Source organism: Streptomyces violens (assembly GCF_000717745.1).
Lineage (GTDB): Bacteria > Actinomycetota > Actinomycetes > Streptomycetales > Streptomycetaceae > Streptomyces > Streptomyces violens.
On sequence record NZ_JOBH01000003.1, the window covers coordinates 324087 to 339848 of the forward strand.

15 protein-coding genes are annotated in these 15762 nt (G+C 72.6%); 8 read left to right on the forward strand and 7 right to left on the reverse strand.

All coding sequences use genetic code 11. From position 1 onward, the window contains the following. Window positions 1-82 precede the first annotated feature (82 nt). Complete coding sequence (locus tag IF04_RS0107985) at window positions 83-1897, forward strand: CocE/NonD family hydrolase (protein WP_106975568.1); 1815 nt, start codon at window positions 83-85, stop codon at window positions 1895-1897. A gap of 139 nt (window positions 1898-2036) precedes the next feature. Further along, entirely contained in the window at window positions 2037-2681 is a 645-nt protein-coding gene (locus IF04_RS0107990; RefSeq protein WP_030252900.1) for a class I SAM-dependent DNA methyltransferase, read from the forward strand. A 66-nt stretch (window positions 2682-2747) separates the two neighbouring features. Here the strand turns inward: IF04_RS0107990 and IF04_RS0107995 are convergent, their stop codons facing one another. Then, entirely contained in the window at window positions 2748-2954 is a 207-nt protein-coding gene (locus tag IF04_RS0107995; protein ID WP_030252901.1) for a ferredoxin, read from the reverse strand. Window positions 2955-3111: 157 nt separating this feature from the next. After that, window positions 3112-4377, reverse strand: a complete 1266-nt coding sequence (locus IF04_RS0108000; RefSeq protein WP_078599973.1) for a cytochrome P450 — start codon at window positions 4375-4377, stop codon at window positions 3112-3114. Between the two features lie 315 nt (window positions 4378-4692). Between IF04_RS0108000 and IF04_RS0108005 the strand changes: the two genes are divergently transcribed. Both IF04_RS0108005 and IF04_RS0108010 read left to right on the forward strand, forming a co-directional pair. After that, window positions 4693-6105 carry a CoA transferase gene (locus IF04_RS0108005; RefSeq protein WP_030252903.1) on the forward strand — a complete coding sequence of 471 codons (1413 nt, stop codon included), beginning with the start codon at window positions 4693-4695 and terminating at the stop codon, window positions 6103-6105. A gap of 108 nt (window positions 6106-6213) precedes the next feature. Next, window positions 6214-6807, forward strand: a complete 594-nt coding sequence (locus tag IF04_RS0108010; RefSeq protein WP_051830847.1) for a GNAT family N-acetyltransferase — start codon at window positions 6214-6216, stop codon at window positions 6805-6807. A gap of 24 nt (window positions 6808-6831) precedes the next feature. Here IF04_RS0108010 and IF04_RS0108015 read toward each other — a convergent pair whose 3' ends face one another. Next, window positions 6832-7167, reverse strand: coding sequence for a DUF6204 family protein (locus IF04_RS0108015; protein ID WP_030252905.1), 336 nt, complete (start codon window positions 7165-7167; stop codon window positions 6832-6834). Between the two features lie 284 nt (window positions 7168-7451). On the opposite strand from IF04_RS0108015, the gene IF04_RS0108020 reads away from it, so the two are divergent. After that, window positions 7452-9485: a DUF5107 domain-containing protein gene (locus IF04_RS0108020; RefSeq protein ID WP_030252906.1), complete on the forward strand. Its 2034-nt coding sequence runs from the start codon at window positions 7452-7454 to the stop codon at window positions 9483-9485. A 92-nt stretch (window positions 9486-9577) separates the two neighbouring features. Further along, window positions 9578-10504 (forward strand): NADP-dependent oxidoreductase, encoded by a 927-nt coding sequence (locus tag IF04_RS0108025; RefSeq protein ID WP_030252907.1) that lies wholly within the window; start codon window positions 9578-9580, stop codon window positions 10502-10504. Between the two features lie 34 nt (window positions 10505-10538). Here IF04_RS0108025 and IF04_RS0108030 read toward each other — a convergent pair whose 3' ends face one another. The 4 genes from IF04_RS0108030 to IF04_RS0108045 form a co-directional block, all read right to left on the reverse strand. After that, entirely contained in the window at window positions 10539-10892 is a 354-nt protein-coding gene (locus tag IF04_RS0108030) for a VOC family protein (RefSeq protein ID WP_030252908.1), read from the reverse strand. A gap of 63 nt (window positions 10893-10955) precedes the next feature. Continuing rightward, window positions 10956-11771: a class I SAM-dependent methyltransferase gene (locus IF04_RS0108035; protein WP_030252909.1), complete on the reverse strand. Its 816-nt coding sequence runs from the start codon at window positions 11769-11771 to the stop codon at window positions 10956-10958. Between the two features lie 120 nt (window positions 11772-11891). Then, window positions 11892-13373, reverse strand: coding sequence for a bifunctional phosphatase PAP2/diacylglycerol kinase family protein (locus IF04_RS0108040; protein WP_030252911.1), 1482 nt, complete (start codon window positions 13371-13373; stop codon window positions 11892-11894). Window positions 13374-13450: 77 nt separating this feature from the next. Next, window positions 13451-13885, reverse strand: a complete 435-nt coding sequence (locus IF04_RS0108045) for a CBS domain-containing protein (RefSeq protein WP_030252913.1) — start codon at window positions 13883-13885, stop codon at window positions 13451-13453. Window positions 13886-14000: 115 nt separating this feature from the next. Here IF04_RS0108045 and IF04_RS0108050 point away from each other — a divergent pair, with 115 nt between their 5' ends. Continuing rightward, window positions 14001-14459, forward strand: coding sequence for a GNAT family N-acetyltransferase (locus IF04_RS0108050; RefSeq protein ID WP_051830913.1), 459 nt, complete (start codon window positions 14001-14003; stop codon window positions 14457-14459). 326 nt (window positions 14460-14785) lie between these two features. Continuing rightward, window positions 14786-15748, forward strand: a complete 963-nt coding sequence (locus tag IF04_RS0108055; RefSeq protein ID WP_078599975.1) for a SigB/SigF/SigG family RNA polymerase sigma factor — start codon at window positions 14786-14788, stop codon at window positions 15746-15748. The last annotated feature ends 14 nt before the right edge of the window (window positions 15749-15762 follow it).

The window sequence follows — 15762 nt, forward strand, 5'->3', positions numbered from 1 at the left end:
TGTCTCTGTGGAGGTCAGCGTGTACCCAGCAGTGTCCCGCCCCGTTCTGCGCACGTCCCTCGCCCTGTTGGCCGCTGTCACCATGGCCGCCCCGCTCGCGCTCGCCGCCCCTGCCGCGGCCGCCGACCCGTACGACGTCACCGCCGTGAAGCTGACCGTGCGGGCCGGCGACCGCGACTGCACGGTGGACGCCGATCTCTACCGCCCGGCCGGTGTCGACGCCGCGCACCCCGCGCCCGCCGTCCTGACCACCAACGGCTTCGGCGGCAGCAAGGCGGACGGCTCGACCGCCGCCACCGCCCGCGCCTTCGCCGAGCGCGGCTATGTTGCGCTCTCCTATTCCGGCCTCGGCTTCGGCAAGTCCGGCTGCCCGATCTCGCTCGACGATCCGCGGATCGACGGCCAGGCGGCCAGTCAGCTCATCGACTTCCTCGCCGGTACGCGCACGGCGGACGACGGCACCCGCGTCGACTACGTGACGAAGGACGGCGGGAGCGGGAAGACCGCAGGGGCCGGGAAGGCCGCAGGGACCGGGAAGGCCGAGGGGACCGGGGCGAACGGTGCCGACCCACGCGTCGGCATGATCGGCGGCTCGTACGGCGGCGCGATCCAGATGGCCACGGCCTCCGTCGATCACCGCGTGGACGCCCTCGTCCCCCTGATTACCTGGAACGACCTGGCGTACTCCCTGGACCCCAACAACGCCGACCAGCCGGCGGGCAGCGTCAGCAACGATGTCCCCGGTGTGTACAAGTACCAGTGGACCAACGGGTTCTTCCTCCTCGGCGAGGCGCAGGGGCTGCTCAACCCGAGCCTGGATCCGTCCCGGCTCGGTGGTGCCGGCTGTCTGCACTTCGTCGCCAAGGCGTGCGAGACCAAGCGCTGGCTGGATTCGGGCCGGTATACCGACGACAGTAAGCAGTCGATCCTCGACTACGCGCGCAGCGTCAGCCCCGTTTCGTACCTGAAGTCCGTCAAGGCGCCGACCCTGCTGGTCCAGGGCCAGGCGGACACCCTGTTCAACCTCAACGAGGCGGCGGCCACGTACCGGACACTCACCGCGCAGGGCACCGAGGCAAAGATGATCTGGCAGTCCTGGGGCCACAGCGGCGGCATGACCGACCCGGCCTCCGGCGAACTGAACCTTGCCGAGGGGAACTTGGAGACCAGTTACGTCGGGCAGCGCATCCTGGCCTGGTTCGACCGCTACCTCCAGCACAAGAAGGGCACCGACACCGGGCCCGCGTTCGCCTACTACCGGGACTGGATGCCGGCCGGGCAGACGTACGGCACGTCGGCCACGTTCCCCGCGAGCGGCGACGCCTGGAAGCTGTACCTCTCCGGCGACGGCAAGCTCGTCAACAACCGGTCGAAAGTGGCGCGCGGCAGCCGCGAGTACCGCAACGGGCTGCTGCCCACCAGCCACTCGGAGAGCTCGCTGGCCGGGCTCATCGGGCTGAAGGACCCTGAGCCGTACGACCTCAAGGGGACCTACCTGGGCTGGACGTCCGAGCCGGTCGAGGGCGCGCCCGTCGATGTGGTGGGTGCCCCGAAGGCGACCCTGAAGGTCGTCTCGCCGCGCACGGAGAAGGTGCAGAACTCCGGTGACGCGGCCGACAAGCTGGTGCTCTTCGCCAAGCTGTACGACATCGCGCCCGACGGCTCCAAGACGCTCGTGCACCGGCTCGTGGCGCCCGCGCGGGTGCCGGACGTGACCCGCCCGTTCACCGTCGAGCTGCCGGCCATCGTGCACCGCTACCAGCCCGGCCACCGCCTGCAGTTCGTCATCGCGGCAAGCGACACGGCGTACTACGGCAACCGCGGCATCAAGCCGGTAACGGTGACCAGCGCGCCCGAAGACACGGGCACGCTCGAACTGCCGCTGGCAGGGCGGTAGTTGCCCCGTCCGGCCCGCCGGCCAGCGGGCCGGACGGGGGCCACCTGCCGGGCGGTGTTACTCATCGGGCGCGCGTCCGCCCGGCCGTGGCAACGGAAAGCCGGTCGACCCAACAGGGGGTGCCGTACTGTGTCGGGGCATGGACGCGGACCGTTGGTTGGCAGACACCCGGAGCTCCTACGACACGGTCGCGGCCGATTACGCCGACCAGGTACCCGAGGTGTTGGCCGGGCAGCCGTACCTTCGAGCGGCGTTGGCGTTGTTCGCCGACTTGGTGCGCGGCACGGGCGGCGGGCCGGTGGCGGACGTGGGTTGCGGACCCGGACACGTCACCGCTCACCTGCGTGAGCTGGGTGTGGACGTGTTCGGTATCGACCTTTCACCCGTGATGATCGACGTGGCTCGGCGGGACCACCCCGGTCTGCGGTTCGAGGTGGGCTCGATGACGGACCTCGAACTCGCCGACGCTTCGGCCGCCGGTCTGCTCGCCTTCTGGTCGTTGATTCATGTCCCCGACGACGCCGTTCCTACGGTCTTCGGCCACTTCCACCGGGTGTTGCGTCCCGGCGGGCCACTCCTGCTCGGTTTTCACGTCGGCGATGAGACGAGGCTGAAGACGCAGGGGTATGGCGGTCACCCGATGCACGTCCACGTCCACCACCGCCGGCCTGACCAACTGGCGGCCCGGCTGCGCGATTCCGGGTTCACCGTAGAGGCACAGATGCTGCTCGACCTCGACGAGAGAGTTCCAGGGGCGGTCCTCTTCGCGCGCCGTCAGTCCTGACCTGCTCTCGTCAGTGATGCGGTTACGGCCGGGCCCGTTGGTCTTGTGTCACTTCGGGTCGGGTTCTCAGTCCTCCGCGACCGTGATCGCCTGTACCGGGCAGGCGCGGGCGGCCTCGCGTGCGAGGGGGTCGGCGGGGGCGTCCTCGGCGTGCGGGAGCAGTGCGCTGAAGCCGTCGTCGTCCTGCGTGAAGGTCTTGGGCGCGGTGAGGGCGCACTGCCCCGATCCGATGCAGCGCTCCGTGTCGATGCTGATGTGCTGGGTGGTCGGCATGGTCGGTCCCTGAGTCCGTGGGTGGCTTGTGGGGGAGGGGCCGGCCCGGCGCGGTGTGGTGCTGCCGTGTCGGGGACGGGGCCGGCTCCGGTGGTGCGGTGAGCGGTAGTGCGTGTTGATCCGTACTGCGCGATGGGCGGTACTGCAGTGTCAACTGCTACCAGGCGACGGGGAGTTCCACCATGCCCTGGATGGTGTCGCCGGGCTTGAACGGGATCTCCTCGGCGGGTGCCGCGAGGCGCAGGCCGCGGAACCGGTCGAAGAGCGTGTGCAGCGCGATCTCCAGCTCGGCGCGGGCCAGGTTCTGACCCAGGCACTGGTGGATGCCGAACCCGAAGGCGACGTGGTGCCGCGCGGAGCGGTCCCAGTCCAGCTCGTCCGGCGACTCGTACGCCGTCTCGTCACGGTTGACGAGCGAGGTGGAGAACACCACGCCGTCGCCCTTCTCGATGGTCACGCCGCCGATCTCGATGTCCGCGGTCGCCACCCGCAGCATCCCGTCCGCGATGGAGAGGTACCGCAGCAGCTCCTCGACCGCGGCGGGCATCAGCGAGGGATCCGCGCGCAGCGCCGCCAGCTTCTCCGGCTGCTGCAACAGCGTGAACACGCCCAGCGAGATCATGTTGGCGGTCGTCTCGTGCCCGGCGATCAGCAGGATCATCGCCATGCCGACCAGCTCGTCGTGCGCCAGGTCGCCGGTGCGCAGCCGGTCGGCGATCAGCTCGTCCAGCAGCCCGTCGCCCGGCTCGGCCTCCTTCCGCGTGATCAGTTCGCCGAAGTACTCCTCCAGGTCCTCCAGGGCCTTCCGGGAGTCGTCCGCGGTCGGGCCGCGCAGCAGACGGCGCGACGCGTCCTCGAAGAACTCGTGGTCGGCGTACGGGACGCCGAGCAGCTCGCAGATGACCATGGACGGCACCGGCAGGGCGAACGCCGAGACCAGCTCGGCCGGCTGCCCGGCGGCCACCATGTCATCCAGTAGCCGGTCGACAATCTGCTGGATACGCGGGCGCAGCGCCGTCATCCGCTTCAGGCCGAAGCTGGGGATCAGCATCCGCCGCTGGACGTTGTGCTCGGGGTCGTCCACCCCGAGGAGCATGGCGCGGCTCTTGCGGTCCTCGTCGCGCAGCCCCGCGAACCGGGCGGTGGGAATCGGGAAGTCGGGGTTCAGCCGGTCGGACGACAGGCGCTGGTCGGTGAGCAGGGCGCGTGCTTCGGCGTGCCCTGTCACAACCCACACCTCCCGACCGTCGTAGAGGTGGACGCGGGCGAGCGCCCCCTGGTCGCGCAGGGGCGCGTAGGCGGTGGGCGGGTGGTAGGGACAGGCGCGGTCCTGCGGAAACGCGACGGTTTCCGTGACCGCTTCGGATATGGCTTCCGACACGGCGTACCTCCGGTGCGCTAACTCGGGTGTGCCGCTTCTCATTTCATGCCATCTCAGGAGAAACCACTACGCAGTGTTCGGCCAAGTAGTCGGTTACTGACACGAGTTGGTCGTCGTGTCTGCTACGAGGCGGCTGAACTGGGCGTACTGGAGCGGGACGAGGGGGCGGGGCGTTCGCCGGGCGGTTGAGTGGAGGCCGCCGCTCCTCAGTGGCGCCGACCGGGCGGCCCCGGAGTGGCCGAGAAGTGCCGGGGGTGGCGAGTGGTTCGCGCCGATCCGGTACCGCATACCGTCCCCCGCGCACAGCTCGGCGGCGGTGCTCTTCTCGTGGGTGGCACTCAGTGCCACACTGGCGGGATGGATGACGACGCGGGGTACCGAGGTGACGCGGCGGCCCTCGTCTGGGCCGCGCTCGGCGGTCCGGCCGGGCTGACCGGACGGGTGCGGTACGGCGGTGCGCGCGGGCTGCTGCCCGCGCGGCTGCCGGTCATGGACCTGGCCAGGACGGCCGTCGCGGTCTGCGCGCTGGCCGGCGCGGAGCTCGCCGCGGCCCGTACCGGCGGCCCCGTACCCGCCGTGACCGTCGACGACGGCGCCGTGGCCACCGCCTTCCTCAGCGAGCGCCATCTGCGCATCGACGGCCGCGCGCCCACCGCCTTCGCGCCGCTCTCCGGTTTCTGGCAGACCGCCGACGGTCGACTGCGTACGCACGCCAATTACCCGCACCACCGCGACCGCCTGCTCGCCGCACTCGGTCTGCCCGGTGACGCCGGGCCCGAGGCGCTCGCGGCCGAGCTCGCGGGGCGGAGCGCCGGGGAGGTCGAGGAGACGGTGTACGCGGCGGGCGGTCTGGCCGTCGCGGTACGGGACGCGAAGGAGTGGGCCGCCCATCCGCAGGGTGCCGCCGTGGCCCGCCGCCCGCTGCTCACCCTCGCGCCGCTCGGCGCCGCCACGCCGCCGGTCCGGCCGCCGGGCCTGGCCGGCGACCCGCTGCTGCCCGCCGCCGGGCTGCGCGTACTGGACCTCACGCGGGTGCTCGCCGGGCCGGTCGCCACCCGTACGCTCGCGCTGCTCGGCGCCGACGTGCTGCGCATCGACGCGCCCGGCCTGCCCGAGAGCCGGGACACGCACGGCGACACCGGCTTCGGAAAACGTTCCGCCGTACTGGATCTCGGCGCGCGGGCCGGACGGGCGTCCTTCGAGGAGCTGCTGGCCCTCGCCGACGTGGTCGTCACCGGCTACCGGCCGGGCGCCCTGGACCGCTTCGGGCTGGCCCCGGAAGCGCTGGCCGAGCGCCGCCCCGGCATCGTCGTCGCGCGGCTGTCCGCCTGGGGCGACTACGGCCCGTGGGGCGCCCGCCGCGGTTTCGACAGCCTCGTCCAGGCCGCCACCGGCATCGCCGTGACCGAGGCGGCGGCCGACGGCACCCCCGGTGTGCTGCCCGCCCAGGCGCTGGATCACGCCACCGGCTACCTGCTGGCCGCCGCCGTACTGCGGGCGCTCACCGAGCGGTCCCGTACGGGCGGTTCCCGGCTCGCGACGCTCGCCCTCACACAGACCGCCGCGCTGCTCACCGAGGTGCTGCCGTGGCGGGCGCCCGACGCCGCCGGCGCCGCCGACGCCTTCGACCCGGAGGTCCGGCTCGCCGACGCCGACAGCCCCCTGGGCCGCCTGCGGCACGCCCTGCCGCCGGTCTCCTTCGCCGACGGGCCGGCCAACTGGTCGCGCCCGCCCAGCAATTGGGGGAGCGACGCGCCGGAGTGGTGGTGAGAGCCGGGCTTCCGGCCCGGCCGGCGCGACGCAATGGAGTGGCTCCGCAGACACGCCCCCCGCACGCACAGCAGCCCACCCCGCACACCTGACCGATATCATCCGACGATGGCCGACGATCGACACCTCGCGCCCGCGTCCGTCGCCGCGGGGGAGCCCGACCCGTACCTCGCCCGCGGTCACCGCGTGGGCATCCGGCCCTTCCGGCCGGCGGACCGCGCGGAGTTCATCGCGCGGACGCAGGAGAGCGTGGAGCTGCACCGGCCCTGGCTCTTCCCGCCCGCCGACGAGGCGTCCTACGACGCGTACTACGACCGGCTGCAGGACCCCTCGCGCGCGGGATTCCTGATCTGCGACCTCCAGGACGGCGGCCGGATCGCGGGCTACCTCACGATCAACAACATCGTGCACGGCGCCTTCCGCTGCGGCGCGGCCGGCTACGGCGCCTTCGCGCACGCCGCGGGCCGCGGACTGATGAGCGAGGGCCTCCAGCTGATCCTGCGGTACGCCTTCGGCCCGCTCGGCCTGCACCGCATCGAGGTCAACGTTCAGCCGGAGAACACCGCCTCGATCGCGCTCGCCCGCCGCAACGGCTTCCGCAAGGAGGGCTACTCGCCCGACTTCCTCTTCATCGACGGGGCCTGGCGGGACCACGAGCGCTGGGCCATCACCAGCGAGATGATGCCCCCGGAAGGCCCGTGATCCCCGCATCGCCGGCCCGCCCCCTCAGCGCCGCTTCCGGTTGACCTTCATCGTGTCCATGTCCGTGGCCGAGGAGCGCAGGTCGCGGTAGCCGTACCCGGCGGCGCGCAGCGCGTGCTCGGCCTTCTCCTCGGCGAGCGCGGCCGCCATCTCCTCGCCGTCCGCCGCGTCCGAGACGACGACGTACCGATACGCGAAGGACGTCATCGAGGGGTCGCACGCGAGTGATCCCTCGGGCGTGAACTGCAGCTGCGCCAGGCCCTGTTCGTCGGCCTCGGCCCGCAGCCGCGCCCGGGCCTCCTCGGTCAGCCCGTCCCACTTGCCGCGCACGATCACGCGGTAGGTGTGCTCGGTGGCCATCTCGTCCGTCCTCGCCTTCGCCGCGCCGCGCGTCTGCGGCACACGGTCCATGTCATGCAGTCCGCGGTCCGCAGCCCACAGTCCGCGGTATACGGTCCGCGCCATGCGGTGTGCGTCATACGGTGTACGGGGCCAGCATCCATCATCCACCGGCGCCGTGTCGCGCGAATTCTTTTTGCGCAACCCTGACCGGAGGACGCCCTGTTCAGCAGGGCCGGGAGAGGGTTCCATGGTCACCAGACGGCCGCCGTGACCGGGGCGGCCCGGTCCGACTGCGAGGCGCTGTGGCCACGAGTGTGCGACGCACCACCCTCTCCCTGCCCGCGGCGGCCGTCGGCCCCGACAACCCGCTGCCCGCGCTGGCCGGCCCCCGTGACGTGCACCGCATCACCGTCCCCGAGGACGCGGGCGTGCCCGCCGACATGGCCCGGCAGCTCGCCTACCGGCCACTGGAATCGCTGCTGCCCGTACGTCGCAGGGACGGTTACGGCCGCGACCGCACCCGCACGGACCTCGACGCGCTCGTGATCGAGAACGACCGGCTGCGCGCCACCGTCCTGCCGGGCCTCGGCGGCCGCGTCCATTCGCTGCACCACAAGCCCACCGGACGCGAACTCCTCTACCGCAACCCCGTGTTCCAGCCCGCCGACTTTGCCCTCAACGGCGCGTGGTTCTCCGGCGGCATCGAATGGAACATCGGCGCGACCGGGCACACCACGCTCTCCTGTGCCCCCGTGCACGCCGCGCGCGTGCCCGCGCCGGACGGCGGGGAGATGCTGCGCCTGTGGGAGTGGGAGCTGCTGCGCGATCTGCCCTTTCAGGTCGACCTCTGGCTCCCGGACGGATCCGATTTTCTGTACGTGGGCGTTCGCATACAGAATCCCCACCACCACACCGCGCCCGTCTACTGGTGGTCCAACATCGCCGTCCCCGAGGACGCGCGCACCCGCGTCCTCGCCCCCGCCGACGAGGCGTGGCACTTCGGGTACGAGCGCACGCTGCGCCGCGTCCCGGTCCCCGAGTCCGGTGGCACCGACCGCACGTACCCGCTGCGCAGCGAGTACCCCGCCGACTACTTCTACGAGATCGCGCCCGGCAACCGCCCCTGGATCGCCTCCCTCGACGCCGCGGGCCACGGTCTCGTGCACACCTCCACCGACACCCTGCGCGGCCGCAAGCTCTTCCTGTGGGGCGCCGGCCGGGCCGGGCGGCACTGGCAGGAGTGGCTGACCGAGCCGGGCACCCCCGGGTACGCCGAGATCCAGGCCGGGCTCGCCCGCACCCAGCTGGAGCACGTGCCCCTCGAAGGCGGGGCGGAGTTCGCGTGGCTGGAGGCGTACGGGCCGCTGGCCACCGACCCGGAAACGGTGCACGGGACGGACTGGAGCGCGGCCCGTGGTGAGGTCGCGAACCGGCTCGAAGCGACGCTGCCGCGCGCCGACGTGGCCACCGCGTACGCCACTTGGCGGCCGTACGCCGACCTCGAACCGAAGGAGCGGCTCGCCACCGGCTCCGGCTGGGGCGCGCTGGAGGTGGCCCGCGCCGGGTACGACCTGCCGGGCACGCCGTTCACCGAGGACACTCTGAGCGAGGAACAGCGGCCCTGGCTGGAGCTCCTGCGGACCGGCGACCTCCCGGACGCACACTCGGACGCGCGCCCGGCCGGGCCCGGCGTACCGGGTGCCTCGCTGGTCGCCCCGCCCTGGCGCGACCTCCTGGAGTCCGCGCGCCCGAGCCCGTCGTCCGACTACCACCTGGGCGTCGCCCAGTGGCACGCGGGCGACCGCGCCCAGGCCGTCCGGAGCTGGGAACGCGCGCTCTCCCGTGGCCGGAGCTGCTGGCCGCTGTACTGCCTGGCGGTCGCGGAGGCCGCGGCGGGCGAGACGGCCCGGGCGGCGCAGCGGTACGCCGAAGCGGTCGCGTGCGCGGGGGAAACAGAGGAGGAGGTGCAGCGCACCGTACTGCCCGCACTCGCCCGCGAGGCGGTCCCGGCGCTGATCGCGGCCGACCGCGCCGACGACGCGGCCGCCGTCCTCGACCGGCTGCGCCCCTCGGACCGCGCACGCGGCCGCTTCCGCCTGCTGGCGGCGCAGGTCCTGCTCGCGCAGGGCGACGCGCCCGGCGCCCGCGCGGTCTTCGACGAGGGCTTCGAGGTCGCGGACCTCCGCGAGGGCGACGAGACCCTCAGCGACACCTGGTACGCGATCGCCGAACGGCTCGTCGCCGGCGACGGCCCGGTCACGGACGAGGTACGCGCCCGGGCCCGCGCCGCTCATCCGCTCCCGGAGCGGTACGAGTACCGGATGCGCCCGGCCTGACTCCACGGCTCCCGGGCAGGGAGTCATCCAAGGGAGTCACCCATACGAGCGACGAACGGAATGATCAGGCGAGGACGTTCGTTCACTGCGACATGAAGGCAATCACCGCGAACAGCTACGGCGACCCCGACGTCCTCGAACTCACCGACCAGCCCGCCCCGAAGGTGGCGCCCGACTCCGTCCTGATCCGGGTGAAGGCGGCCGGCGTCAATCCGGTCGACTGGAAGATCCTGGCCGGCTATCTCGACCCGATCATGCATGTGCACTTCCCGCTGATCCCCGGGTGGGACGTGTCCGGTGTCGTCGAGGAGGTCGGCATGGACGCGACGGAGTACGCCGTCGGGGACGAGGTGTTCGGATACGTGCGCAAGGACGAGGTCCAGCACGGCACCTTCGCCGAGCTGGTCGCGGCGCCGGTGCGCACCCTTGCGCGCAAGCCGGCGGCGCTGGACTGGCAGCAGGCGGCGGGCGTGCCGCTGGCCGGGCTCACGGCGTACCAGGCGCTGAAGCGGCTGGCCGTGGGCAGCGGTGACACTGTGCTGGTGCACGCGGCGGCGGGCGGTGTCGGCGCGTTCGCCGTGCAGATCGCGGTGGCCTGGGGCGCCCGCGTCATCGGCACGGCGAGCGAGCACAACCACGACTTCCTGCGCTCGCTGGGCGCCGAGCCGGTGACCTACGGGGAGGGCCTCGCCGACCGGGTGCGCGCGCTGGCCCCCGAGGGCGTGGACGCGGCGGCGGACTTCGTCGGCGGCGACGCGGTCGACGTCTCCCAGCAGGTGCTCAAGGACCCGAAGCGGGTGGCGTCGGTCGTCGACAACGAGGTCGTCGGGAAGGGCGGCCACCTCGTGTGGGTGCGACCCGACAGCGCCGACCTCACCGCGCTCGCCGACCTCGCCGAGGCCGGCAAGCTCACCGTCAACATCGACACGGCGCTGCCCCTGGAGCAGGCCGCGGAGGCGTTCCGCCGCAGCCAGTCCGGCCGCGCCCGCGGCAAGATCGTCCTCGACGTGTCCCGGTAAAACTGGACGTGTCCCGGTAAGAGCCGAAACCCCGTCAGGTGATCGCCACCCGGTCCACGTACTCGAAGATCGAGCCGTCCGGGTGGCGGGCCACCATGTTGCGGCCGGCGGGGCCGGCGAGCGGGCCCGCGATGACCTGTCCGCCGACCGCCTTCAGGTCGTCCACCGCCTGGTCCACGTTCGACACCGCGATCGTCGCGGCGATCTTGCGGAGTACGGACAGCTCCGCTTCGGGGCCGCTCATCAGGAAGAAGCAGCCGACCGCGGCGACGGACACGCCGCCGCGCTGGAAGCGCTGCGCCTGCGCGCCCGTCAGCCGTTCGTACACGGGAATCGCGGTGTCCAGGTCGTCGACGCACACCCGCAGGGAGGTACCGAGAATGTCCATGCGGAGGAGCCTAGTTGGCGTGGCCGTACAACGCGATCATCCCAGAACTCCTCCAGACGGTCCTCACACGCGGCACAGGATTTCGCCGTGCACCATCGCGAACCAGCCGTCCTCGCGGCGGCCCCACTCGCGCCAGGCGTCGCTGATCCGCCGCAGCTCGGCCGGGGTGGCATGGCCGCCTTCCGTCGCCCGCTCGGCGTACGTGGAAGCCAGCGTGCGGTCCGCCCACAGGCCGCTCCACCAGGCGCGTTCCTCGTCGGTGGCATAGCACCATCCGCTCACCGAAGACGTCACCGCGTCCGGCGCGAACCCGGCCGACAGCGCCCAGGACCGCAGTCGGCGCCCGCCGTCCGGCGCGCCCCCGTTGGCCACCGCGACCCGCATGTACAGGTCCAGCCAGGCGTCCATGCCGTCGACGTCCGGGAACCACGTCATCGTGCCGTAGTCCGCGTCCCGCACCGCCACGATCCCGCCCGGCTTGGTGACCCGGCGCATCTCGCGCAGCGCCTGGACGGGATCGCCGACGTGCTGCAGCACCTGGTGGGCGTGGACGACGCAGAAGGTGTCGTCCGGGTAGTCCAGTGCGTGGACATCGCCGACCGCGAAGTGGACGTTGGTCAGTCCGCGGTCGTCCGCCACGGCCCGGGCCTGCTCCAGGACGCCCGGCGCGTGCTCCAGACCGGTCACCGAGCCGTCCGGCACCAGCGCCGCCAGGTCGGCGGTGATCGTGCCGGGGCCGCAGCCGATGTCCAGGATCTTCATGTGCGGCTTGAGCGAATCCAGCAGGTAGGCCGCGGAGTTGGCGGCTGTGCGCCAGGTGTGCGAGCGCAGTACGGACTCGTGGTGACCGTGGGTGTAGACGGCGGACTCCTGCGACATGGCTGCTCCTTCGCATGCTCGATGCGGTCACGGCGCGACACCCGCGCCGTGATCACACCGTACGCCGCCATCTCGAACTATGAGAGTCCCGTCTCAGAATATAAACACTGTGTGTGCGGCTCACTCCGGCAGCAGCCGATAGACAACCAACGCCTCGTTCTCCTTATCAACCACCAACTCCTCGCCCGCCGGAGTCACTTCGCCGTCGTACGCAAGATCCGTACCGGCCGCCAGCCCCCCGATCCGCAAGGTCCGCAGCCGCGCCTCGCTCAAGACGGGCGTATGCCGCAGCGCCCCCGTCAGTGCCGCGGTGAGCAGCCGCGTGCGGGCCAGCCGGCCGCCGTGCACCATCCGTACGTCCAGCACGCCGTCCGCCAGGTCGTGCCGCCGGACCGGGGCCGAACCGAGGCCCCGGTACGCGCAGTTGCCCACGAACAGCGTCCACAGCTCGCGCCGCCGGCCGTTGATCTCCACGGTCACCGGCTCGGCGGTGCGCAGCACCTGCCACGCGGCCAGCACCCCGGCCGGCCAGGCGCCGATCTTCCCGGCCCACTCCTCCCTGATGCGCACCAGATCGGGGTAGGCCCCGATCGAGAAGGTGTTGAGGAAGTAGGTCGGCTCCTGCCGCGGCCCGGTGCGGAACCGCGCGAGGTCCACCGCGACCGCCTCGCCGGTCTGCACCGCCCGCGCCGCCTCGGCCACGGTCTCCACGCCCAGGTCGTACGCGAAGTGGTTGTGGGTGCCGCCGGGCAGCACCGCGAGCGGTACGCCGTGCCGCACCGCGACCGCGGCCGCCGCATTGATCGTGCCGTCGCCGCCCAGCACGCCGAGCGCCCCGCCGCGCTCGGCGGCCCGCTCGGCCGCGGCCTGCAGCGCCTTGTCCAGCGGCACCGCGCCCTGGTGGCCGCACTCGGTCACCTCGGCCAGCGGCAGTACGTCATGGATGACCTGGGTCTGGTCGCTGTGCGCGCCGGTGCGCTGGCCCGAGCCCTGGTTCGTGACGACACACAGCCCGTCGCCGTCCGGCAGTGCGGGCGCGTCGGCGCGCGGCCGGGCGGGCGGCGCCATCTGCGCGCGGGTCGGCGCGAAGCCGCGTACCGCGAAGGCCGCGCCCGCGCCGAGCGCGGCGCCCGCCAGTACATCGCCCGGATAGTGGACACCGGTGTAGATGCGGGAGAAGGCTACCGAGGCGGCGACCGGCGCCAGCGCCAGCCCCCACCACTTGTTCTCGAAAGCCACGCCGGTCGCGAACGCCACGGCGGAGGCGGCGTGCCCCGAGGGGAAGGAGGTCGTGAAGGGCTGCCGGGAGAGCTGCCGTATCACCGGTACCGCGTCCAGGATCGGCCGGTCCCGGCGTACCGAGCGCTTGCCCAGGGTGTTCACCGTCAGGGACGCCACCGCCAGCGAGGCGACGCCGCGCAGCGCGGCCCGGCGTGCGGGCCGCCCGCCCAGCGCCGCCGCGCCCGCCGCCGCGCCCAGCCACAGCAGCCCGTGGTCGGCGGCGCGGCTCAGTTTGGGCAGCACGCGCTCGGCGCCGGGCCAGTGCCGGGTCGCGACCCCGTTGAACGTCCTGCGGTCCCACGTGCTCAGTACAGTGCGCATGAGCCACATGTACCCCAGCGGGACCACCGCAGACGGTAACGGGCCGGCAGACGGTAACGGACCGTCTTCCGGACGGATCACCACCGACCCGGCGATCCGTCCGGCGCGGCCCGGCTGATGTCCGCCAGGGCCGATTCGGGGTCCTGGTCCCGCGCCAGGTCACCGATGCTGACCATGCCCACCGGAGCGCCGTTCTGGACCACCGGCAGCCGCCGCACCGCGTTCCGGCGCAGCAGCGTCACCGCGGCCGACACCGGCTCCTCCGGACCGACCGTGACCGGTTCCGGGGTGCACACCGAATGGCACTGCACGCTGAACGGGTCCACTCCGTCCGCCACGGCGCGCAGCACGATATCCCGGTCGGTCACCACGCCCACCAGCTTGCCGTCCTCCGCCACCAGGACGTCTCCGATGTCGTGCGCGCGCATGAGCTGAGCCGCCTCCACCAGCGAAGCGTCTGGGTGTACGGCGGTGACGGCCGGCGTCATGACTTCCCGTACCAACTGTGCCATTGCCTGATCGCCTTCTTCCTTCTCCTGCTCTCACGGCCGGCCTCCTGCAGGGGGAGTGCTGGCAGCAGTACCCAAGACGCCCCCGGCCATGCCCGCCGCGTGCTTCGATGGGCCGATGATCAGACCTCGCGACGCGCAGGACCTGCCCGCGTGCGTACGCCTGCTGCGCGCGGTGCACCTGCACAGCGGCTATCCGTACGTCTGGCCTGCCGATCCGGCGGGCTGGCTGACTCCGGAGGGGCTGACCGGCGCGTGGATCGCCGAGGACGCGGACGGCCGCGTCGCGGGCCACGCCGCGCTGTGCGGGGGAGAGGTGAACCGGCTCTACGTTGCCCCCGAGGCGCGCGGCCGGGGCCTGGGCGGCCGGCTGCTGCGTCGCGTGACCAACGAGGCTGCGGCCGGTGGGCTGCGGCCCGTACTGGCCGTCAACGCCACGGACGCCGCCGCGATCGCCCTGTACGAACGCCGGGGCTGGCGGCTCGTGCGCACCGAACGGCAGGACTGGGGTGGGCCGGAGCCGGTCACCGTACGGCACTACGAAGCACCGCCGACCGGGCGGCGGACGGCGGGCTGAAAACCGACTCCGCCCGGTGGTGGGGCGCCCCGCGGGCGGAATCCGTACGAAGTACGTGGTGTACGGCGCGCGCGGGCGGTTACCTGGGCGCCGGGCACGGCCGGTCGGCGGCCCGTCCGGTCCGGGCGTGGGACCGCGCGTCCCGAACTGACTTGAGGGGGGAGGGGTTTACGCAGGGGGCGGCCGGGCACGCGACTAACCGTGCTTCGGACCGGAGGCACGCCCGTGGAAGACGTATGACGCCTCGCGGGCGCGCCTGTCTGGCCGCGCTTCCACGGGATCTGACGGACTCTGAGTCGACGGATCAGGGAGCCCAGACCATGCCCATGACACCCCAGGCCGAAGAACAGCACACCGCGATAGAACGCACCCCCGAGCAGCGCGCCGCGCGCCGGCGGCCCGACCAGGCGCCGAGCCGGCCGCCCGGCAAACCCGTACGCCGCAGCAAGCCGCGCAGGGTCACGGCGAGCAAGGCCCCGCCGGGCGGCAGCCGGGCGCGGGCCCGCCACTCCCACCACGACGCCCCCGACACCGCCGCTGACTTCGAGCGGCTGTCCACCCTCCCCGAAGGCCCCGAACGCGACGAGCTGCGGCGCCGCGTCGTCTGCGCCTGGCTGCCCATGTCCGAGCGGCTCGCGCTGCGCTTCCGCAACCGTGGCGAGTCCGCCGAGGACCTCCAGCAGGTCGCGGCGCTCGGCCTGGTGAAGGCCGTGGACCGCTACGACCCCGAGCGCGGCTGCGCGTTCGAGAGCTTCGCCGTGCCCACCATCGTGGGCGAGGTCAAGCGGCACTTCCGTGACCACATGTGGGGACTGCACGTACCGCGCCGGGTGCAGGAGCTGCGCAACCGCGTCCGCGCCGCGCGCCAGGAACTGACCCGCAGCGTGGACGACCGCGGGCCCACCCCCGAGGAGATCGCCGAGCACACCGGCATGTCCCTGGAAGAGGTACTGCTCGGCAGCCAGGCGCTGGAGAGCTTCACCACGCTGTCCCTGGACGCCGAACTGCCCGGCGCCGACGACGGCTACTCGCTCGCCGACACGCTCGGCGCCCCCGAGGCCGGCTTCGACCTCGTCCTGGACCGCGAGGCGGTCAAGCCCAAGCTGCGCAATCTGCCGGAGCGCGAGCGGGAGATCCTCTACATGCGGTTCTTCTGCGACATGACCCAGAGCCGGATCGCCGACCGGCTCGGCATCTCCCAGATGCATGTCTCGCGGATCATCAGCCGGACCTGCCGCCGCCTCGCCGACCAGGTCGGCGGCCGTCAGGAGGAGTGCGCCGCCACCTGACGCCCGGACCCGGC

Bases quoted from the DNA above. Each gene is read 5' to 3' on its own strand.
- IF04_RS0107995 (WP_030252901.1), bottom strand. From the start codon at position 2,954: ATGCCGACCACCCAGCACATCAGCATCGACACGGAGCGCTGCATCGGA.
- IF04_RS0108015 (WP_030252905.1), bottom strand. From the start codon at position 7,167: ATGGCCACCGAGCACACCTACCGCGTGATCGTGCGCGGCAAGTGGGAC.
- IF04_RS0108055 (WP_078599975.1), top strand. From the start codon at position 14,786: ATGACACCCCAGGCCGAAGAACAGCACACCGCGATAGAACGCACCCCC.
- IF04_RS0107985 (WP_106975568.1), top strand. From the start codon at position 83: ATGGCCGCCCCGCTCGCGCTCGCCGCCCCTGCCGCGGCCGCCGACCCG.
- IF04_RS0108000 (WP_078599973.1), bottom strand. From the start codon at position 4,377: ATGAGAAGCGGCACACCCGAGTTAGCGCACCGGAGGTACGCCGTGTCG.
- IF04_RS0108035 (WP_030252909.1), bottom strand. From the start codon at position 11,771: ATGTCGCAGGAGTCCGCCGTCTACACCCACGGTCACCACGAGTCCGTA.
- IF04_RS0108030 (WP_030252908.1), bottom strand. From the start codon at position 10,892: ATGGACATTCTCGGTACCTCCCTGCGGGTGTGCGTCGACGACCTGGAC.
- IF04_RS0108045 (WP_030252913.1), bottom strand. From the start codon at position 13,885: ATGGCACAGTTGGTACGGGAAGTCATGACGCCGGCCGTCACCGCCGTA.
- IF04_RS0108005 (WP_030252903.1), top strand. From the start codon at position 4,693: ATGGATGACGACGCGGGGTACCGAGGTGACGCGGCGGCCCTCGTCTGG.
- IF04_RS0108010 (WP_051830847.1), top strand. From the start codon at position 6,214: ATGGCCGACGATCGACACCTCGCGCCCGCGTCCGTCGCCGCGGGGGAG.
- IF04_RS0108040 (WP_030252911.1), bottom strand. From the start codon at position 13,373: ATGCGCACTGTACTGAGCACGTGGGACCGCAGGACGTTCAACGGGGTC.
- IF04_RS0108025 (WP_030252907.1), top strand. From the start codon at position 9,578: ATGAAGGCAATCACCGCGAACAGCTACGGCGACCCCGACGTCCTCGAA.
- IF04_RS0107990 (WP_030252900.1), top strand. From the start codon at position 2,037: ATGGACGCGGACCGTTGGTTGGCAGACACCCGGAGCTCCTACGACACG.
- IF04_RS0108050 (WP_051830913.1), top strand. From the start codon at position 14,001: ATGATCAGACCTCGCGACGCGCAGGACCTGCCCGCGTGCGTACGCCTG.